Source organism: Microbacterium sp. AG157 (assembly GCF_003385695.1).
GTDB lineage: Bacteria > Actinomycetota > Actinomycetes > Actinomycetales > Microbacteriaceae > Microbacterium > Microbacterium testaceum.
Window position 1 is genome coordinate 716,119 of the sequence record NZ_QRDK01000002.1, and the last position, 19,570, is coordinate 735,688.

Annotated in this window: 20 protein-coding genes and 1 tRNA gene; 10 read left to right on the top strand and 11 right to left on the bottom strand. The window is 70.4% G+C overall.

Features of this window, described 5'->3' with window-relative positions:
- Positions 1-10 precede the first annotated feature (10 nt).
- The 6 genes from DEU35_RS09240 to DEU35_RS09265 all read right to left on the bottom strand — a co-directional run bounded on the left by DEU35_RS09240 (position 11) and on the right by DEU35_RS09265 (position 5,559).
- On the bottom strand, positions 11-193 hold the full coding sequence (locus DEU35_RS09240) for a hypothetical protein (RefSeq protein ID WP_103205837.1): 183 nt from the start codon (positions 191-193) through the stop codon (positions 11-13).
- Positions 194-277: 84 nt separating this feature from the next.
- Positions 278-3,370 carry an AAA family ATPase gene (locus DEU35_RS09245; protein WP_116239303.1) on the bottom strand — a complete coding sequence of 1,031 codons (3,093 nt, stop codon included), beginning with the start codon at positions 3,368-3,370 and terminating at the stop codon, positions 278-280.
- Complete coding sequence (locus tag DEU35_RS09250; protein ID WP_103205835.1) at positions 3,367-4,521, bottom strand: exonuclease SbcCD subunit D; 1,155 nt, start codon at positions 4,519-4,521, stop codon at positions 3,367-3,369. Before DEU35_RS09250 ends, DEU35_RS09245 begins: the two co-directional genes overlap by 4 nt.
- 118 nt (positions 4,522-4,639) lie before the next feature.
- The gene (locus DEU35_RS09255; protein ID WP_103205834.1) at positions 4,640-4,957 is read right to left on the bottom strand and encodes a hypothetical protein; all 318 of its coding nucleotides are present in this window, start codon (positions 4,955-4,957) and stop codon (positions 4,640-4,642) included.
- A gap of 1 nt (position 4,958) precedes the next feature.
- Positions 4,959-5,168, bottom strand: a complete 210-nt coding sequence (locus tag DEU35_RS09260; RefSeq protein ID WP_116239304.1) for a hypothetical protein — start codon at positions 5,166-5,168, stop codon at positions 4,959-4,961.
- 91 nt (positions 5,169-5,259) lie between these two features.
- Positions 5,260-5,559, bottom strand: a complete 300-nt coding sequence (locus DEU35_RS09265; RefSeq protein WP_116239305.1) for a GNAT family N-acetyltransferase — start codon at positions 5,557-5,559, stop codon at positions 5,260-5,262.
- Between the two features lie 435 nt (positions 5,560-5,994).
- Here DEU35_RS09265 and DEU35_RS09270 point away from each other — a divergent pair, with 435 nt between their 5' ends.
- The 4 genes from DEU35_RS09270 (at position 5,995) to DEU35_RS09285 (ending at position 8,486) form a co-directional block, all read left to right on the top strand.
- Complete coding sequence (locus DEU35_RS09270; protein ID WP_116239306.1) at positions 5,995-6,714, top strand: winged helix-turn-helix domain-containing protein; 720 nt, start codon at positions 5,995-5,997, stop codon at positions 6,712-6,714.
- Positions 6,715-6,786: 72 nt separating this feature from the next.
- Positions 6,787-7,776, top strand: a complete 990-nt coding sequence (locus tag DEU35_RS09275) for a DNA-3-methyladenine glycosylase (RefSeq protein WP_116239307.1) — start codon at positions 6,787-6,789, stop codon at positions 7,774-7,776.
- A gap of 53 nt (positions 7,777-7,829) precedes the next feature.
- A complete protein-coding gene (locus DEU35_RS09280; protein ID WP_103206404.1) occupies positions 7,830-8,243 on the top strand; it encodes a VOC family protein in 414 nt (137 codons plus the stop codon).
- 21 nt (positions 8,244-8,264) lie between these two features.
- Complete coding sequence (locus DEU35_RS09285; protein WP_103205829.1) at positions 8,265-8,486, top strand: hypothetical protein; 222 nt, start codon at positions 8,265-8,267, stop codon at positions 8,484-8,486.
- A gap of 88 nt (positions 8,487-8,574) precedes the next feature.
- Here the strand turns inward: DEU35_RS09285 and DEU35_RS17530 are convergent, their stop codons facing one another.
- The gene (locus DEU35_RS17530; protein ID WP_220340845.1) at positions 8,575-9,543 is read right to left on the bottom strand and encodes a GNAT family N-acetyltransferase; all 969 of its coding nucleotides are present in this window, start codon (positions 9,541-9,543) and stop codon (positions 8,575-8,577) included.
- A 183-nt stretch (positions 9,544-9,726) separates the two neighbouring features.
- Here DEU35_RS17530 and DEU35_RS09295 point away from each other — a divergent pair, with 183 nt between their 5' ends.
- Positions 9,727-10,590 carry a sulfurtransferase gene (locus tag DEU35_RS09295; RefSeq protein WP_116239308.1) on the top strand — a complete coding sequence of 288 codons (864 nt, stop codon included), beginning with the start codon at positions 9,727-9,729 and terminating at the stop codon, positions 10,588-10,590.
- Between the two features lie 75 nt (positions 10,591-10,665).
- Here the strand turns inward: DEU35_RS09295 and DEU35_RS09300 are convergent, their stop codons facing one another.
- The gene (locus DEU35_RS09300) at positions 10,666-11,988 is read right to left on the bottom strand and encodes an NAD(P)/FAD-dependent oxidoreductase (protein ID WP_116239309.1); all 1,323 of its coding nucleotides are present in this window, start codon (positions 11,986-11,988) and stop codon (positions 10,666-10,668) included.
- A gap of 118 nt (positions 11,989-12,106) precedes the next feature.
- Entirely contained in the window at positions 12,107-13,558 is a 1,452-nt protein-coding gene (locus tag DEU35_RS09305; protein WP_116239310.1) for an amino acid permease, read from the bottom strand.
- A gap of 130 nt (positions 13,559-13,688) precedes the next feature.
- Between DEU35_RS09305 and DEU35_RS09310 the strand changes: the two genes are divergently transcribed.
- Positions 13,689-14,891: a PLP-dependent aspartate aminotransferase family protein gene (locus tag DEU35_RS09310; protein WP_116239311.1), complete on the top strand. Its 1,203-nt coding sequence runs from the start codon at positions 13,689-13,691 to the stop codon at positions 14,889-14,891.
- A 4-nt stretch (positions 14,892-14,895) separates the two neighbouring features.
- Here DEU35_RS09310 and DEU35_RS09315 read toward each other — a convergent pair whose 3' ends face one another.
- The gene (locus tag DEU35_RS09315) at positions 14,896-15,705 is read right to left on the bottom strand and encodes a Cof-type HAD-IIB family hydrolase (protein WP_258873455.1); all 810 of its coding nucleotides are present in this window, start codon (positions 15,703-15,705) and stop codon (positions 14,896-14,898) included.
- A gap of 122 nt (positions 15,706-15,827) precedes the next feature.
- Here DEU35_RS09315 and DEU35_RS09320 point away from each other — a divergent pair, with 122 nt between their 5' ends.
- The 3 genes from DEU35_RS09320 (at position 15,828) to DEU35_RS09330 (ending at position 17,822) form a co-directional block, all read left to right on the top strand.
- Positions 15,828-16,322 carry a GNAT family N-acetyltransferase gene (locus DEU35_RS09320; RefSeq protein WP_116239312.1) on the top strand — a complete coding sequence of 165 codons (495 nt, stop codon included), beginning with the start codon at positions 15,828-15,830 and terminating at the stop codon, positions 16,320-16,322.
- Positions 16,323-16,536: 214 nt separating this feature from the next.
- A complete protein-coding gene (locus tag DEU35_RS09325; RefSeq protein ID WP_116239313.1) occupies positions 16,537-17,157 on the top strand; it encodes a histidine phosphatase family protein in 621 nt (206 codons plus the stop codon).
- A 233-nt stretch (positions 17,158-17,390) separates the two neighbouring features.
- Positions 17,391-17,822 (top strand): MarR family winged helix-turn-helix transcriptional regulator, encoded by a 432-nt coding sequence (locus tag DEU35_RS09330; protein WP_103205822.1) that lies wholly within the window; start codon positions 17,391-17,393, stop codon positions 17,820-17,822.
- A 17-nt stretch (positions 17,823-17,839) separates the two neighbouring features.
- On the opposite strand, the gene DEU35_RS09335 is transcribed toward DEU35_RS09330, so the two are convergent.
- A complete protein-coding gene (locus DEU35_RS09335) occupies positions 17,840-19,336 on the bottom strand; it encodes an L-serine ammonia-lyase, iron-sulfur-dependent, subunit alpha (protein WP_116239314.1) in 1,497 nt (498 codons plus the stop codon).
- Positions 19,337-19,486: 150 nt separating this feature from the next.
- On the opposite strand from DEU35_RS09335, the gene DEU35_RS09340 reads away from it, so the two are divergent.
- A tRNA-Arg gene (locus DEU35_RS09340) sits at positions 19,487-19,559 on the top strand.
- Positions 19,560-19,570 lie beyond the last annotated feature (11 nt).

The window sequence follows — 19,570 nt, forward strand, 5'->3', positions numbered from 1 at the left end:
GACGAACGCGTCAGTCGGCGTCTCGGCGCGCGAAGACCGCGCGCAGCACGAAGAAGACGATGAGCGCGACGACCGCGACGGCGAGGAGGCGGAAGACGAACGCGATGAGCGAGAACAGGATGTTCACCAGAACCCACGCGATGATCACGGCGACGACGACGCCGAGGATGGTCCACAGGGTGCTCTTGCGCATATGCCCAGCCTAGAGCGGAAGGCTGGCAGATGACCCGGCCCGGGCTTCTCCCCCTGGGCCTGCCGTCCGGCGAAGCGGCCCCTCTCAGGCCATCAGCGCCGGGGCGTCCTGTCGGATCACGCTCGGTCCCCTGGGCGTGGCCGTGACGTGCAGCTGCGCGGGGAGCTGGTCTTTCATCGCCGCGACGTGGCTGATGACGCCGACCGTTCGCCCACCCTGCCGCAGTTCGTCGAGAGTCCGCATGGCGAGGTCGAGCGTGTCGTCGTCGAGCGAGCCGAAGCCCTCGTCGATGAAGAGCGTATCGAGCCGGATGCCGCCCGCTCGCGCCGTCACCACCTCGGCGAGGCCGAGGGCCAGCGCGAGGGAGGTGAGGAACGTCTCACCGCCCGACAGCGACTGCGGGGGCCGGCTCTGCCCCGTGAACGCGTCGACCACCTCGAGCCCGAGTCCGCTCGCCGCTCCGCGGGCGGCCAGGGCGTCGGTGTGCTGAAGACGGTAGCGACCGGACGACATGTCGTCGAGGCGCAGGTTGGCCGCTGCCACGATCTCTTCGAGCTCGGCGGCGAGCACGAAGGTCTCGAGGGTCATGCGACGTGTGTTCGGCGCACGCCCGGCGACGGTATCGGCAAGTCGAGCGATGACGGCGTGCTCGTCGGAAAGCGCCGCCACAGCCGCGTGAGCGTCGTCGGCGCGCTGGGCGAGCCCTCTCAGCCGATCCGCGAGAACCCGAGCGGACGAATGCGCAGCGGTGGTCTGCTGGACGACCTCGCGGGCGCGGGCGACGGCCTCGGCGTACGGGGCGGGGTCGACGGGGTCATCGGGTGCATCGACGAGGAGGAGCTCGAGCTCGAGCAGCCGTTGGCGAACCGAGGCTCTCGCCGCATCGTGTTCGGCGATGGCGGTATCGAGGCGACGGCGATCGGCTGCCGGCCGGAGCGCCCGGATCACGGCGTCGACGTCGGCGAAGGAGCTCTCGCCCACGCGCGACGCGACCGTGTCCGCCGCCTCGAGCTCGTGCGCGGCCGCCGCCTCGACCGCGTCTCTTGCCGCGACCAGCTCGCGCACCGCATCTCGCCGGGAACGCAGATCGCTCTGGCGAGCGGTCACGCTGTCGAAGTCTCCCCGCGCGGCGGCCACCTCGCTACGCAGACCCGTCACCCTCTGCTCGGCCAGAGCGAGATCCTGTCGCGTGCTCGCGAGCCTGCTCGTAAATGCGTCGATACGCGAGGCGACCGCCGCATCGAGGTCGGCCACGCGCGCCCGTTCCGCGTGGAGGCTCTCGCGCTCGGCGACCTCGGCCGAGGCCGCCACGAGCGCCTCATCGGCATGAGCCAACCTCTCCTCGAGGGCTTCGACGCTTTCTCCCCCCGCCAGGGCTGCGGCGAGCGCGTGAGCGTCACGCGCGACGCGAGCAGCGTCGGAGGCGAGTCGGTCCTGCTCGACCGCCGCGTTCTTGCGGTCTTCTGCGGCGGTGATCTCGTCATCGGTCACGGGCTCTTCGTCGCCGCGAGCGGGAGCGGGGTGCTCCCGTGCACCGCACACGGCACACGGCTCTCCGACGACGAGGTCATGGGCCAGCTCGACGGCCGCGCCTGCGAGTCGGCGACGCAGGAGGCTGGTCCACGAGTCGACGGCGCGCTGCACCTCGTCGGCGCGCACCAGAGATGCGAGATCGGCCTGATCGCGTTCGTCTTGCAGCTGCGCCGCACGGCGCGCGGCCTGCACGCGGCGACCCAGGTCGTCGCGCGCGCTCGTCGCGGTGGTCTTGCGGGTCTCGGCGCCGGCGAGCTGTTCGAGGCGCTCGTCGAGAGCACGCAGGGCCTCGGGAACCTCGGCTCGTCCCTCGACGAGAGCATCGCGATCGGCGGCGGTCCGGGCGACCAGGGTCGTGAGCCGATCGAGCTCAGCCTCGAGGACGTCGAGCTCGGCTTCGGCGCTCAGGGCGGACTGTCCCCGCGCGAGCAGCGCGGTGAGCTCGTCGTCGCGGGCGACGAGAACGGCCCGATCGAGGGCGGCTCCGCCGGGAGGGGCGGGGTTCGCCGTCGTGTCCGTCGAGGGTCCGACGGCGGCGCCCGCGCTACGCGGTTCCCCGAGCAGACCGGCCTTCTCTTTCGCCGTGTCGGCGGCGTCCACGGCGGATGCGAGCGCCTTCCGTGCGATCTCGGCCGCATCGATCGCGGCCCGCATCGTCTCGGCCTCGGCCGCGCAGCGCGACTCCTCGCGCGCGGCGGTGATGCGCGCGTCGTCCGCCTCGAGAACCGCCAGACGGTCCCGCAGTCGCGATCGATCCTGCTGGCGTTCATGGAGCGTGGCCGCTTCCCGCTGAGCGGCCAGGGCCCGATCGAGTCGCGCATCGCTATCGTCGCGCTCTCGCGCGGCGGTCTCGACGCGATAGTCGGCGCGTTCCACGGCTCGAACGACGAGGGCGAGCCGTTCGCTCACGCTGACGGGTGCACCTGCCGGGGTCTCGACGACCTCGGCGGCGGCGAGGTCGTCTTCGGGATCGAGTTCGCCGGCAAGACGCTCCGCCTCGTCGAGAAGCGTCGTCACCTCGACGCCCTCGGCAGCGAGACGTTGCGCCGCGCTCTTGCGACGCTCGTCGAGGTCGGCCGCGTACTGCTCGAAGGAGCGCGTCCCGAACAGCGTTCGCAGCAGGCTCAGGCGCTCGTCGTTCTTGGCGAGCAGGAACCGTGCGAACCGGTTTTGCGCGAGCAGGATGACCTGCAGGAACTGCTGCTGGGTCAGGCCCAGGATCTCGTCGAGGCGCGCGGCGACGTCGACGGGCCGTGCGGCCACTCCGGTCCAGCCCTCGGGGGCGAGGATCTCGAGGAGGGCGCGGTGCGGTTCCTTCGTCGTCCCCCCACCGCGCCGTTTCGGACGTTCGAACTCGGGCGAGCGGGTGATGCGCCACCGCTCCCCCTCCGCGCTGAACTCGAGCGTGACGCGCGTGGGGTCGTCGGGTCCGCAGTGGTCGCTGCGCAACCGGCGGTCGGCGCCGTCGTATCGCGGCACGCCTCCGTAGAGGGCGTAGCAGACACCGTCGAGCACGCTCGATTTGCCGGCGCCCGTGCGCCCCGTGATGAGGAAGATGCCGTCTGGCGTGAACGCGTCGAAGTCGACCGTCTGCGCCTCGAGGAACGGACCGAACCCTTCGAGGACGAGGCTGTGGAGTTTCATGCGTTCGCCTCCGCGACGGACCGCGCGTCGAGCACGTCGCGGATGAGCGCACGTTCGGCTTCGGACGCCCCCTCTCCTTCACGGACGTGAGCAAGGAACGTATCGACGATCTCGGCGTCGTCGCGTGCGGCGCGCACACGTCGCGCGTACCCGGCGCCGTCGTCGGCTTGCGTCTCGGCGGGCAGATGGACCACCGTCGCGCACCAGGGGAAGCGCGACTGCAGTCGCCGCATCGGATCGGGCTGAGGCGTGGAATCGGTGTACTCGGCGCGCACCCAGTGCTCGTCGTGGCCTGCGAAGCGCTCGTCGGTGAGCAGCTCGTCGAGGCGGGCGCGAAGCGTCACGAGCGGACGGGGCACCGGCAGATCGAGCCAGGTCACGTCGGCCAGCCCCTCGGCGTCGAGGTCGACCAGCCACGAACCACGGGGTTTTCCTGCCTCGCCGAAGCTGTAGTGCACCGGGGCGCCGGCGTAACGGACGCGATCGGACAACTGCTGACGACCGTGGATGTGGCCGAGGGCGACGTAGTCGGGCCCGTCGAACGCGGGGAGCGGGACGACGTCGAGGCCGCCCTGTCGGATCTCGCGTTCGACTCCCGGGGTGGCATCGACCCCCGCGGCGAAGCAGTGCGCCGCGACCACCGAACGCCCGCCGCGTTCGCCGAGGTCGGCGCGGACGAGGTCGAGCGCGTGCTGCATCGTCTGCGCCTGGCTGCGCAGCTCGACGCCGTCCCAGAGGTGGCGAACGATGGCGGGCTCGAGGTACGGGATGCCGTAGATGTGCACGGGACCGTCCTCGTCGTCGACGGTCACCGGGGTGCCGACGGAACGGGGATCGGTGACGACCGTGATCTCCTTCCGAAGGAGAGCGGACTGGAAACCGAGGCGGGCGGCGGAATCGTGGTTGCCGCTCGTGACGACGACCCGTGCGCCGGCATCGGCGAGCGCGGCCAAAGTGGACGAGAGGACCGGGTAGCAGGCCGCGGAGGGGGCGGCGGAGTCGAAGACGTCGCCCGCGACGATCACCACGTCGACCGCATGCTCGCGGACCTGCGTGACGAGGGCTTCGAGGACGCTGCCCAGTGCGTCGAGCGTCGAGTGCCCGTGGAAGGAGCGCCCGATGTGCCAGTCGGAGGTGTGCAGGATCCGCATGCAGACACGGTACGTCGCCCCTCCGACATCGGCTCGCAGCAAACGCCCGACCACGCTCCCCGCAGACGCGAAAACGCCCCACCGCCGGGTGTTCCCGGGGCGAGGCGCTATCGCGGGGTCAGGAGCCGGCGACCTCGGCGGCCAGTGCCCGGATACGGTCGTCGCCCAGGTCGAGACCGATGTCGAGGAAGCGCTGGCGCAGCACGTCGGCGATCCGCTCCTCGCTCTTGTCTCCGACGTCGGCACGCGTCTGCACGACGACGCCCTGGATACGGGCAGTGTCGTCGGTCGCATGCATGTCCATCGCCGGTTCCGACTGCTCGTCGGGGTGCGAGAGCTTGCGGTCCTGGTGGACAGCGCCGCCCACCGAGTCCGCCGCGTCGGCGCCGCCGCCGGGGCCGCTGCTGGGCTGGGGCGCCCGGGTGTCATCCGACATGTCAGTCCTCCGTGCTCAGATCGGGGTCGATGCCCTGGCTGGCGGCATCCCCCTCGATGGGGTCCGAGGGCTCCGCGTCGTTCAGTCGCGGCGAGCCCTTCGCGTGCTCGTTCTGTTCTGCGGTCTCGCCGTCTGCGACGGCGTCACTCTCCCAGCCACCGGCGGGGTCGGCGTCGATGACGCCCTCGGGCAGGTCGCGGTCGTCTGTCATGACTTCCCCTTTCTCCGGGTACAGCTTCGTCTCGCCGGCATCCGACCGGGCAGGGGTTGACGACCGCTCACGGGCTGCGTAGGCGCCGGACTCAGCCCGCGGGGCGCTGGTGCAGCAGGCCCGCGCGCTCGGGGTGCGACTCGAACCACTCCCCCACGTACCAGCAGACGGGCAAGATCTCACGGTCGCCCGCCGCCTCGATCGCATCGACCGCCCGCTCGGTGATCACGGCCGCGTACCCGTGGCCGCGGAAGGTGGGGATGGTGAACGCGCGCGTGAGAGCGACGGTGCGTCCGTCGTCGCGGTAGTCGAGAACGGAGACGAGGTCGTCTCCGTTGTGCAGGGTGTAGCGGGACGCGGTCTTATCGTCGGCGAAAAGCAGATCGGCCATGGTCGAGAGGCTACGCCGATGACGACCCCCTGGCTCTGTTCGCGCAGATTGCACGGTCCGAAGCCCCAGGAAGCCACCCGATCTGAGCAGGATGCTCCATACTCGAGCACCTCGTGCGATTTGACGAAGTCCGACGTCCTGCGTCATAATCCCCCCATGACTCTCAACGCGCGTTCTCTGTCCGCCCGGGAGGCGAACAGGACTGCCGGCATGATGATGCCCGGCCGCGTTGCGATGTGTTGTCGAATGTGCCGCTAACAGCGACCCTCGCTCGGACCACCTCGGTTTCTGAACACCGACGTCGTCTCCGGTCGTCTGACGTCCGCGTCGATCACGCGCACCCCGACAACCGCACTCCGGCCCCTCGGCCTCTACCTCCCGTCGAACCCCGCTCTCGTTGACGCCCGGGTTCACACACCCAAGGACTTTCTCCTCATGTCGATCTCCGCCGTTCTCGACCGCCCCGCGACCACCGCCGTCCGTCCCGCCACTCCCCGCGCCACGGCGGGAGTGACGAGCGCCGCCCCCGCGGCACGTCCTGCCGCGCCCGCGACGACCGCCCCGCGCGGATTCGCCCTCTACGTCGGCATCGACGAGGCCAAGGCCGCCGCCGCGGGCGTCAGCCTCGGCACTCTCGTCGAGGCTCTGCGCCGCACCCTCGGCGAATTGGCCCCTGCCGCCGAGACCTACGCCACCGTCGCCCTCGCCCCCGTCGGCTCAGGCGGCCGCGATGTCGATGTCGTGCGCCTCGCGCTGCACGAGCCGTCCGCCGTCGCCCGCACGAAGGACGAGCCCGCTGAGGAAGATCGCGCGCCCGGCGGTGTCGTGGTCGACATCTCACGCAAGCGCGTCCTCATCGACGGCGAATCGGCCGCCTTCACGTTCAAGGAATTCGAGCTGCTGCAGTACCTCGTGCTCCGTGAGGGCCGCACGATCGAGCGCACCGAGCTCGTGGCATCACTCTGGGAGGGCTCGACAGACGACGAAGCCCCGGGTGAGCGCACCATCGACGTGCACGTGCGCCGTCTGCGGGCGAAGCTCGGCGTGTACGAGGACATCGTGCGCACCGTGCGCGGCGTCGGGTACCGCTTCGACCGTCACGCCGACGTGTCGATCCGCTACGGCCACGGAACCCCTTCGCCCGATCGCTTCTGAGCGGCGGCTCGACCGATCGGCCGCGATCGCCCCGGATGCCGCGTTGTCGGTGGGGCGACGTAGGGTGTCGGCATGAGATCGACCGGGGTGCGCGCGCGGCAGATACCGCGCGAGCTCGCCGCCTCGGTCGAGAAGCCGGTGGAGTCCGAGTACCGACCGACGGTTGCCACGGACGTCGGTCGTGCCGTCCTCGCTCAGCGGCACGGCCGCAACGACCCGACATTCACCGCGTCGACCCCCCTGTCGGCGGGAGGCATCGTCTGGCGGGCCAGCCGCACCCCGCTGGGCGTCGCGACCCTCGCCCTGAGACAGAGCGCGGCCGGTACCGTCCGGGCCGCGGCCTGGGGGCCGGGCGCCGAGTGGGCCCTCGACCAGGTGCCGGCCTTGTGCGGCCGCGATGACGATACGGACGGCTTCGACGCGTCGCGGCATCCCTCCGTCTCCGAGTGGCACCGCCGGCACCCCGATCTGCGCATCGGCCGCACCGACCTCGTCTTCGACGCGCTCGTCAGCGCGATCATGGAGCAGAAGGTCACGAGCATGCAGGCCTTCTCCGCGTGGCGGAGCATCGTCACCTGGTACGGCGAGCGCGCACCCGGGCCGACCCCGCGCCCGATGTTCGCCCCACCGACCGTCGACGGCTGGCGTCTCATCCCCTCGTGGGCGTGGCATCGCGCAGGTCTCGAGCCGCCGCAGTCCCGCACGATCGTCGAGACGTCCCGTCGAGGCGCCTCGATCGTGCGCGCGGCGAGCACGGCCGCCGACGGCGAGGCCCGCGACCGCGTCTTCATCAGCCTCCGCGGCGTGGGCATCTGGACGAGTGCCGAGACGCGCATCCGCGCTTTCGGCGATCCGGATGCCGTGAGCGTCGGCGACTACCACCTCGCCCACCAGGTCGGTTTCGCGCTCACCGGGCACCGTACCGATGATGACGGCATGCTCGAGTTGCTCGAGCCCTTCTCTGGACACCGCCAGCGCGTCATCCGTCTCATCTACGCCGGCTCCGCACTCGAGCCGCGCCGCGGCCCCCGACTCCATCCCGAAGACCACCGAGCCCGCTGAGCGAGCTCACCGTGCCGGGTGACAGTCTCGGCTCGACGGTGCACACTGGCGGCATGACAACCGCACTGGTGGCATACCTGCAGTTCCGCTCCTGCACGCGCGAGGCGATGGAGTTCTACCATTCGGTCTTCGGGGGCGAACTCGACGTCGCGAGCTTCGACGACTTCCAGATGCCCGTCGTCGAGGGCGAGGGGCATCTCGTGATGCACGCGCGGCTGCGGACGCCCCGGGGTTTCGTCCTCATGGCCTCTGACACGCCCTCGGGGATGGATGTCTCCCCCGTCGGCGGCTTCTCTCTGGCGCTCACCGGCGACGAGGAGGACACGCTGCGCGAATGGTTCGACGCTCTCGCGGCGGGCGGCCGGATCGACATGCCGGTCGACGTGCCGCCGTGGGGCGGGCTCTACGGGACGCTCGTCGATCGCTTCGGCGTCGCGTGGATGGTCGCCGTCGGCGAGGGCGACTGAGCACTCCCCTAGGCTGGGCGCATGACGCAGACGGGAACCGGCTGGCCGCGAGGGCGCACCTACTGGGTGCTCGGGAGTCTGCTGCTCCTCGGGCTCGGCGTGCTCTTCGGACTGGTGTGGCAGAACGTGTGGCTCGGCATCGTCATCGCCGCCGCGGTGTCGGTGGGATGGCTGATCGCCTACGAATCGAGCCGCGGCCGCAACGTCGGCGTCAACGACGAAGACAACGGCATCCACCTCTGACCACGCAACGCGAGCACGGCGCCGGCGGGCCCGACCCGTCGCCGTGGACCGCGACCGGTGGATGCCGGCCGGATCGCACGGACGGCCCCTAGGCGCGCCCATCGGAGACGTACAGTTCGCACTCCGCGTCGTAGTAGTCCCTCGTAAGGCCCGCGGCAGACATTCCGATGCGCCCCGCCACGCCACCGGAGGCGGTGTTCGCCGGGTTGGTCACGGCGACGACGCGATCGATGCCGTGCCGATGGGCCAGGGAGAGCACCGCGGATGCCGCCTCGGTCGCGTACCCGTGTCCCCAGGCATCGGGGTGAAAGTGCCAGCCGAGCTCGATCTCCTCGTCGCGACCGGTCGCGACGGCCTCCGACCACGGGATGCGCTTGAGCAGCACCGAACCGATCCGCTTCCCGTCGGCGGTTTCGACGGCGCGCACGCCGAGAATCCCCGCGCCCATCCCCTGCCAGCGGTCGAGCAGGACGTCGACCTCGGCGGGATCCGTCATGACCTGACCGTTGGCGAGATACCGCCGCACCTGGGAACGACGGTACATGTCGAAGAGGAAGGCGCGATCGTCGTCGGAGCGCGTCCACTCGCGCAAGATCAGACGCTCGGTGGCGAGGTGCGTGCGCCGCATCGGCACGTGCGGGATCCCGTCCTCGGCGAAGGGCGCGCCCGACACGACGAAGCCGAACCGCCCGTACCAGGGAGCGAGGTGGGCCTGGGCATCCAGCAGGATCGGGATGCCGGGGGCCTCGGCATCCAGCACCTCGATCGCCGCTCGCATGAGCTGGGCGGCGATGCCGCGGCCTCGAGCTTCGGGGGCGGTGGCGACGCGACCGATGCGCGTGTTGGCGGGCTCGCGGAGCACACGGAGCGTTGCGAGGACGTCGTCGCCGTCTGCGGCCCAGAGCAACTCGGCGCCGGGTTCGATGTCTCGCCCGTCGATCTCGGGGTAGGCGGCCTCTTGCTCGACGACGAAGACGGCCACGCGCATCCAGAGGATGCGGTAGAGCGTGAGCGGGGCGATGTCGGCGACGGGCGAACGGTGCACGGAGACGGGCATCCTTCGACCGTACAACGCTGCCCCCTGGGCTCGCTCTCGGCCCGCGCCTGCTCGCGGAAGGCCCCGACGACCCACACGTGAGACCGGTGGATGCCGCCGATGGGCGACCTACCGAAGATGCTGACGGAGCCGGCGACCGCCCCCGTGTCTTGGCTGCTCGGGCCGAGAGGACAGACTGGACACATGGCCTCGATCCTCACCACCGCCGAAGAGTTGCACGACGCCCTCGCCACCGGCCGCTACGACGACGGCGGACCGGTCCGCCTGCTCGACGTGCGGTGGCGCCTCGACCGCCCCGACGGGCGCCCGGACTACCGCTCGGGCCACATCCCCGGGGCGCAGTACGTCGCCCTCGATCACGACCTCGCCGACCATGACGCTCCCGTCACCGAAGGTCGGCATCCGCTCCCCTCCATCGACGATCTGCAGGCGACGGCACGTCGATGGGGGATCGACGCCGGCGATACCGTCATCGTCTACGACGACGCGAAGAACATGGCGAGCGCCCGGGCCTGGTGGCTCCTGCGCTCTGCCGGCTTCGCCGACGTGCGTCTGCTCGACGGCGCCCTGCGCGCGTGGATCGATGCGGGTTACGAGACGGAGGAAGGGGATGCCGCGACCCCGGCACCCGGATCCGTCGAACTCTCCTACGGGGCACTCCCGTCGCTCGCTCTCGACGACGTCGCCGGATTCGCGGAACACGGACTGCTGCTCGACGCGCGGGCGGGCGAGCGCTACCGCGGCGAGACCGAGCCGATCGATCCGCGCGCAGGCCACGTCCCGGGAGCGGTGAGCGCACCGACCACCGAGAACACGAGCGAGGACGGACGGTTCCGTTCGCCCGAAGACCTGCGGTCGCGGTTCCGCATGCTCGGCGCCGAGGACGGCATGAGCGTCGGCGTCTACTGCGGGTCCGGGGTCACCGCGGCGCACCAGGCCGTTGCGCTCAGCCTCGCGGGCTTCGAGCCTCGACTGTTCCCGGGCTCGTGGAGTCAGTGGTCGAACCACCCCGAGCTGCCCGTGGCGACGGGGCCCGAGCCTCGTTAGAGCGGTCGCGCAGCTCCGTCACGGCGGCCGCACTGCACGAAGGCGGCTGAGCCTGCCGGGGCACGGGCTCCGCGGCTACGCCCAGAGGTCGCTGACCGGAATCTTCGCACCGAGCACGTTCTGCGCCGCCCGGTGCCCCGACAGCAGGGCGCCGGGGACGGTCGCGGGATCGTCGCCCCACGTCGCCTCCCCGGCGAGGTGCAGGACGCCGTCGACGGGCTCCGCGAGATCGTCGTGGTCGGCGCCGATCGAACCGGGGAGCATGAACGCGTACGAGCCCCGCGAGAACGGATCGTCCTGCCAGCGGGTGACGATCGCGCTCGTCGGGTCGGGCACGGCCTTCCCGTACAGCCGCCGCAGTTGCGTCAGCGTCGAGGCGACGATCTGCTCGTCGCTCCAGGTGCGCGTGGCGACCGCGGCGGGGCCGGCCGCGAAGGTGAGTAGCGCCGGCTCGTCGTGGAGTCGTCCGAGGTCGTACCAGGAGTGCCACCACTCCCCCTCGTCGCCGAGCTGACGGATGCCGTAGACCCCGGCATCCCAGAATCGTTCGGCGAAGCGCAGCACGACCTTCTCGAACGCGTTCATGCGAAGCAGACCGAGGGCGCGCTGGTGCGCCTCGGGAAGGGGGGGCTCGATCGACAGATCGCCCGCATGGAGGATCCCGACGGGGACCGTCACCACGACCTCGCGCGCCGCGAACGTTCCGCGGTCGGTCTCGACGACGACGCCGGCGGGGGAACGCTCGACGCGCGACACCACGTGCTCCAGACGCACGTCGAGGCCCGCGGCGAGGTTCGTCGCGAGCTCGTCATAGCCGCGAGGGAAGACCACCTCGTCACCGTCGACGGTGTCGTCGTCGAGGCCGTGCGCCCCGAGCTCGCTCATGCCGATGCCGTACTGCTCCTGCGCCCGGCGGTCGTTGTACTCGCGCACGCGTTCCGCGCGCTCGGAATCCCAGTCCTGCTCGGCGAGAGCGCGCTCGACCGCTTCGGCGTAGGTCGCCTCGGGCTCGGCCCGGGCGATGACCTCGGTCAGCGTCGCATTGAGCGTGCGGATGTCGGCGGCGTACTGCCGCACCGCGTCGGAGCCCAGTCGCTGCCCACGGGCGTCGAAGTAGGCCAGCGGCCGGGAGTCGGGCTGGTACCCGCCGACGGTGAACTCGATCATGGGCATGCCGAAGGCGCGGGCCGCGGCGGCCACCGGACTGTCGTTGATGCCGTGGATCCATGAGGCACCGCGGTCGGTGACGTGCCCGCCGGAGCGATCGGTGAAGACGCGTCCGCCCACCCGGTCGCGGGCTTCGAGCACCACGACCCGGCGCCCGCCCCGCGCGATCAGGCGAGCGGCGGCGAGTCCCGCCACCCCCGCCCCGACGACGACGGTGTCGACGGTTTCCATGGGTCCTCCCGCGTGCTCGGTGTTGCGGCGACGCTACTGCGGGCAGCGGGGTCCCAGCATCCGCCACCCCGGCGCTCGGGAGGGGCAGGACTGGACGCGGTGTACAGCCCCTCTCGGCTCAGGCGACGGGCGCTTCTTCGTCGCGGCGCGTGGGCGCGAGGCCCCGGCGGCCGTAACGCAACCAGAAGATCAGATAGCACAGGCCCACGAACGGGATGCCGAAGTACAGCGCCGCGACCTGGTTCGGGTCGAACGCGATCGCCACGATCGACGCGGTGAGCAGCACGAACGCGAGGATCGGGACCAGCGGGTACAGCGGCGTGCGGTAGGCGAGGGTCGAGAGGTCGCCGCCCTCGCGCAGGAACGCGCGCCGGTGGAAGAACTGCGCAGCGACGATCGCCATCCACACCGCCACGGCCGCGAACCCGGCGATCGACACGAGCACGATGTACACCGTCTCGGCTGCGACGACACTCGTGATGAGCGAGACGAGGCCGATCGCGAGGCTGACCACCAGAGCCACCATCGGGATGCCACGGCGCGTCAGCTTCGTGAACGCCCGCGGCGCATATCCCTCTTCGGCGAGCGAGAACAGCATGCGCGCACAGGAGTACAGGCCGCTGTTGCCGACCGAGAGCAGGGCGGTGATGACGACGAAGTTCATGATGTCGGCGGCATACGGCACCCCGACGATGTCGAAAACCTCGACGAAGGGGCTCTCGCTGACGCCGGCTTCGTCGTACGGCAACAGGGCGGCGATCACGACGATCGACCCGACGAACAGCACGAGCAGGCGGAGCACCGTCGAGCGCAGGGCCCGCGGGATGTTGCGGGCGGGGTCCTTCGTCTCACCGGCGGCGACTCCGACGATCTCGGCACCGCTGAAGGCGTAGAAGACGGCGAGCGAGGTGATGAGCACGCCGCCCAGACCGGCGGGCAGCAGCCCCTCGGGCGTGACGAAGTTGCTCAACAGCACCGCTTCGTGCGGCTCGGACGACAGAGGGGTGAAGCCGAAGATGGCCATGCCCCCGAGGACGATGAGCGCCACGATCGCGAGCACCTTGATGAGGGCGAACCAGAACTCGGTCTCGCCGAACACCCGCGCCGAGATGGCGTTGAGGGTGAACAGGATGGCGGCGAAGACGACGCACCACACCCACACATCGACGTTCGGGAACCACCTCTGCATGAGGATCCCGGATGCCGTGAACTCCGACCCGAGAGCCACGACCCAGCACAGCCAGTACAGCCAGGCCGTGGCGAAGCCGGTCGCCGGCCCCATGGTGCGCGCGGCGTAGATGTGGATCGAGCCCGACACGGGGTAGGTCACCGCGAGCTCGCCCAGGCACACCATGACCAGCCACACAACGAACGCACCGAGCAGGTACGCGAGCACGGCGCCGAGCGGACCCGCCTGCGCGATCGTGTACCCCGAGCTGAGGAAGAGTCCCGACCCGATGACGCCGCCGAGGGCGATCATGACGAGGTGGCGAGCATTCATCGCCCGACGGAGCTGCCGCGGCTCGGACGACCCGGCGGTCTCGTCGGAGGGACCCGAGGGTCGGTTCATGAGGGATCTCGCATTCGTCCTCGAGCCCGCGCGTTCGGGCGACCGCAGGTCAGAGTAGTTCATGAGCGCTGGCTACGCTGATCGAGGCGCGCGCACCGAGTCCGGAAGGTGCGACAGGAAGGACGCCGTCATGGCCGAACGCCCCGACCGCACCGACAGCGGCACCCTCGCCGAGGCGAGCCTCGCCGTGCACGGCGGCAAGCTGCTCGACAGCACGAGGGCGCTGCGCACGCCGCTGGTCATGTCGAACTCGTACGAGCTACCCGAGGACCCGAGCGAGATCAGCTGGTCGGCCACCGCGCCCGGGCTCTACACGCGCAATACGGGCGTCAACCAACTCGCGCTGGAGCGCAAGCTCGCCGCCCTCGAGGGCGGCGAAGAGGCCGTGGCCCTCGCCTCGGGCGTCGCCGCGCTTCACGCGGTGTTCTTCACGCACGTGAGCGCGGGCGATCACGTCGTCGTGAGCGATGTCGTCTACGAAGCGACCTGGCGGCTGTGGACCGAGCTGCTCCCCCGGCGCTACGGCATCCGGGCCACCTTCGTGGACATCTCGGATCCGGATGCCGTCCGCGCGGCCATGCGACCCGAGACACGGCTCGTGTGCGTCGAGGCGATCGCGAACCCGACGACGAAGGTGACCGATGTCGCGGCCGTCGCCGAGATCGCCCATGCCGCCGGGGCCCTGCTCATGGTGGATTCGACCTTCACCCCTCCGCCGTTCTACCGACCGCTGGCGGACGGCGCCGACCTGGTCGTGCACTCGCTGACGAAATACATCAACGGACACGGCGATGCGATGGGCGGGGCGGTGATCGGAAGGTCCGAGCTGATCGAGCCGATCAAGGCCGACGCGATGGTCGACGTCGGCGGGGTGATCTCGCCCTTCAACGCGTGGATGATCGAGCGCGGATCGGTCACGCTTCCCCTGCGCCTGCGCCAGCACCTCTCGTCGGCGGAGCGAGTTGCCGCATTCCTCGACGCCGACCCGCGGGTGGCGTTCGTCGCCTACCCGGGGCTCGAGTCCCATCCCGAGCATGGGATCGCGCGACGCCAGTTCGGCGGGCGGGGGTACGGCGGAATGCTGGCCTTCGCCATCGACGGCGGTCCCGAGGCGCAGAACCGCTTCGTCGCGCACCTGCGGTTGATCACCTCGGGCTTCTCGCTCGGGCACGACGACAGCCTGATCGTGCACACCGCCGCCGACGGGCCGCGAACGGCGACCTACCCGGAGGAGTTCCGACAGTACGGACACCTGCGCCTGTCGGTCGGGCTCGAAGATCCCGACGACCTCCTCGCCGACCTCGCGGCGGCGTTGGAGGCGTCGGAGGTCTGAGCGCTCAGGCGTCGGGGAACAATTCGTCGATGGTGGTCAGCACGCCGTGGTCGAGGTGGGACGGGGCACGGTATCGGGCGCGGGCGACGACCTCGGGATGGGCTTCACGCATCGCGTACGACCAGTCCGCGGCATCCAGCATCTCGAGATCGTTGAGGTAGTCGCCGAACGCCGCCGTCTGCGCCGACGTGAGGCCGAGGCCCTTCTGAAGGCGGCGAAGGGCCGCGCCCTTGTCGACGTCGACGTTCATGATGTCGACCCAGTGGCGCCCCGACACCACGACGCGGTGCGTACGGGCGATCTCGTCGAGGGCGGGCGCGACGCTGTGCTCGGCGACGGCGAAGTCGTAGATCGCGATCTTGAGAATGTCGTCGTCGACCGCGAGCACGTCGTCCACGGCTTCGAGGGCCGCGTAGTACGCGTCGGCCTCGGCACGGAAGGCATCGTCTGTGCGCTCGATGTACGCCGAACGCTTCCCGCACAGCACGACACCCAGGTCGTACCCCCGCTGACCCAGGTCGCGAAGGTGCCGGATGACGCGCTCGACGACGACGCGGTCGATGCTGTCGGACGACACCTCGACGCCCTTGCTCACGACGTAGGCACCGTTCTCGGCGATGAACGTCATCTCATCGGCCGCGTCGCCGAACGAGCGCTGCAGTGTGGCGAGCTGTCGCCCCGAAGCCGGCACGAAGGCGACCCCGCGCTCCGCCAGGCGCGGCAGGAGCGTCCAGAGTGGCGCGGGGATGTTCCCCTCACCGTCGAGGAGGGTGCCGTCCATGTCGACGGCGATGAGGCGGATGTCGTGGGGCACGGTTCCATCCTCCCAGGCCGCTCACCGACGTCCGGGCCCGAGGCGCCCGACGTGTGGCTCGAGGTGGGTCCCGACACGGGGGTGACACACGGGTGAGCAGGCGGTGCTGGTTGACTCGAGGAGTGAGCCTCGAGCGGTGTCGACCGACGGACGTCGACGCATTGACCGACTTTCTCGCTGCCGTCGACCTCACCCTGAGCGGCCTGGATGCACCGACGGTGCGGCTCTGGATCGAGCGCGACGCCACGGGGACGGTGACGGGAAGCACCGGGTACGAACTGAGCGGCGACGGCCGCCACGCCCTGATCCGCAGCGTCGCCGTCAGCCCGCACGCACGTTCTCGGGGGCGCGGGACCGGGCTGGCGCGCTTCGCTCTTGCGCGGGCCGCCGACGAGGGCGCGTCGCGGGCGTGGTTGTTCAGTCGGCGCTCGGGGCCGTTCTGGAGGAGCCTGGGCTTCGTCCCCGCCGATCGCGACGACCTGGCTGCGGCGCTAGCGGACACCCATCAGGTGCGCCTGTTCTCGAGCACGGGCCAGCTGAACCGTGAGGTGGCATGGTCCCGCGCACTGGCTCGAGGGGAGTCCGACGGAAGGCCCGACCACGGACGCAACCTATGAAACAGAGAAGAACGCTGCGACGCCTCTTCCGCACCGTTACCTCACCGTTATAGAGTGCTCGCACGGTAGTTGTTTTGCTGTGGCAGCTGCCGACATGTGATTGCAGGACACTCTGGTGCAGGAAAGGGCCGGTCGGGAATCTCCCGACCGGCCCTTCGTCCGTTCCGTGCCCGCCGTCGCCCCTGCGTCGGCGCTCACAAGGCAGGATGAAGACGTGAAGGACGACGACCTGACCGAACCCGACGGACGCCTCGTGCTCGTGCGCCACGGCGAGACCGAGTGGAGCCGCACGGGCAAGCACACGGGACTCACCGACATCCCCCTCACCGAGACGGGCGCCTACAAGGCCGAGCTCGCGGGCACCCTCCTGGCGACCCGCCATTACGACCTCGTGCTCACGAGCCCTCTGGAGCGCGCCGTCGAGACCGCCCGTCGTGCGGGGTACCCCGGCGCACAGCCGGAGCCGCGCCTCGTCGAGTGGGATTACGGCGCGTACGAGGGCTTGACCACGCCCGAGATCGTCGAGCAGCTCGGTCGCCCGTGGACGATCTGGCAAGCGGGCGCCCCCGCCGGGGCCACCCCGGGCGAAACGGTGGAACAGGTCACGGCTCGCGCCGAATCCCTCCTCGACGACCTCCGCCCGCGCGTGCGCGCGGGAGAACAGGTGCTGGTGTTCTCCCACTCGCACTTCCTGCGCGCCCTCGCGGGCACGTGGCTGGGTCTGACGGCCGCGGGCGGCCGGTACTTCGTGTTGGGCACTTCCGCGGTCAGCGAGCTCGGCTTCGAGCACGGCTCCGAGGTCATCACGCAGTGGAACCACGTGCGCGGGCGCTGACATCAGCCCGGTCGAAAGAGATCACGAAAATATAACGGCAGCCTCTTCCCCTCCGTTACCTCACCGTTATAGAGTGCAAGCACGGTAGTTGTTTTGCTGTGGCAGCTACCGACATGTGATTGCAGGACACTCTTGGTGCAGGGACAAGGGCCGGTCGGAAGCCTCTCCGACCGGCCCTTACTCTTGCGTCACACGCGGGACGAACGGGTTGCCGACGGCTCTACGCTGAACGTATGACCGATCGCCGTCTCGCCGTGCAGGCCTGGGAGAGCCTCTTCCGCGCTCAGCACGAAGTCTTCGAAGACATCCGGTCGGATTTCGACAGCACCGAGTTGACCCAGGCGGAGTACGACGTGCTCCTCACCGTCACGCGAGCGCCTCGCATGACAGCGCGCTTGCGCGACGTGACCGGCAACATGCTCATCAGCCAGCCGAGCGTCTCGCGCCTGGTCGAACGCATGGTCTCCCGGGGGCTGCTGACCAAGTGCGCCGACCCCGAGGACGGGCGCGGCTCGCTGGTGACCGCCACCGAGAACGGCGCCGTCATGTTCCGCCGCCTCGCCGCCGCGCACGGCCGCTCGATCGCCGAGCGCATGGCCCGTCTCGACAACGACGAGCTCGCGCAGCTCCACGCCCTCACCGCGAAGCTGCGCGGACGGGACTGACCCCCGGTCGGTGCACTTCAGCACTCGATGACGTTCACCGCGAGACCGCCCTCGCTGGTCTCCTTGTACTTCGTCGACATGTCGATACCGGTCTGACGCATCGTCTCGACCACGGCATCCAGCGACACATAGTGCGACCCGTCGCCCCGCAGCGCGAGCCGCGCCGCCGTCACGGCCGTGGACGCGGCGATCGCGTTGCGCTCGATGCAGGGGATCTGCACGAGGCCGCCCACCGGGTCGCACGTGAGCCCGAGGTGATGCTCCATCGCGATCTCGGCGGCGTTCTCGATCTGCCGGTTCGTTCCGCCCATCACCGCGGTGAGGCCCCCGGCGGCCATCGCGCACGCCGAGCCGACCTCCGCCTGGCACCCACCCTCGGCGCCGGAGATCGACGCGTTGGCCTTGAAGAGCGACCCCAGCGCCGTCGCGGTGAGGAGGAACCGGCGGATACCGCGTCGGCGGTTGGCCTCGGCCACGTCACCGTCGTCCCATCCCGCCACTTCGCCGCGCGTCACCGCGTGTCCGTCGTAGCCGAGCAGTGCACTGCCCACGAGCTCGCCGTAGGGCGTGACAGCGTTGCCGGCGCCGAGACCCGAGTCGGCCAGGAACCGCCACCAGTACATCGCCACCGCGGGCAGGATGCCCGCCGCGCCGTTCGTGGGCGCCGTGACGACGCGCCCACCGGCGGCGTTCTCCTCGTTGACCGCGAGGGCGAAGGCTCCGAGCCACTCCCCCGGAAGTTCCCGGTGCCCCTCGGCCTCGATGGCATCCAGCTGCCCTCGAATGACCGCGGCTCGCCGTTTCACTTTCAGGATGCCGGGGAGCACGCCGTCGTTCTCGAGCCCCGCAGTCACACACGCCGCCATCGCGTCCCAGATGCGGTCCAGACCCGCCGCGATCTCTTCGTCCGAGCGGAGTGCGGCCTCGTTCAGGCGCGCCGCCTCGGCGATCGTGATGCCGCGCTCGTCACACAGCTCGATCAGGGTCGCCGCGTCGTCGAAGTCGAGCGGCACCGGCACTGCGGCCACGCGCGCCGGCTCGCCCTCACGGCGGATGAAGCCGCCGCCGATCGAGTAGAACGTGTCCTCCGCGACGACAGCTCCCTCGCTGTCGCGGGCGATGAGCGTCATCGCGTTCGGGTGGCCGGGCAGGCGCGTGCGTGGCTCGAGAACGATGTCGGTCTTGCGGAACGGTATCCCGTGCCGGCCCGCGAGCGCCAGACTCTGCCCCTCGGGCCAATCCGACCACGCCCGCCGGACGGCATCCGGATCGACGGTCTCGGGATCGAGACCCTGCAGACCCGCCACGACCGCGTCGGGGGTGCCGTGGCCGATACCTGTCGCACCGAGCGAACCGTAGAGGGCGCACGAGACGGATGCCACCGTGTCGAGGACGCCGTCGTCCTCGAGTCGCGCGACGAAGTGGAGGGCGGCCTTCATGGGGCCGACGGTGTGGGAGCTCGAGGGTCCGATCCCGATGGAGAACAACTCGAACGCGGAGGTGTATGCGCTCATGCGGCCAGCGTACGTCGCGCCCCGTCAAGACACCTGGTCGCCACCGCCGCGCCACGCCCGGGATGCACGCCGTTCCGGGCCGATTAGACGTCTCCGTCGGCCCCGGCTATGCTGGACCACGGCCTGCGCGCCGTTTCGCGCGGAGGCCCTGCGCCCGTAGCTCAATGGATAGAGCATCTGACTACGGATCAGAAGGTTAGGGGTTCGAGTCCCTTCGGGCGCACACTGTGTTGA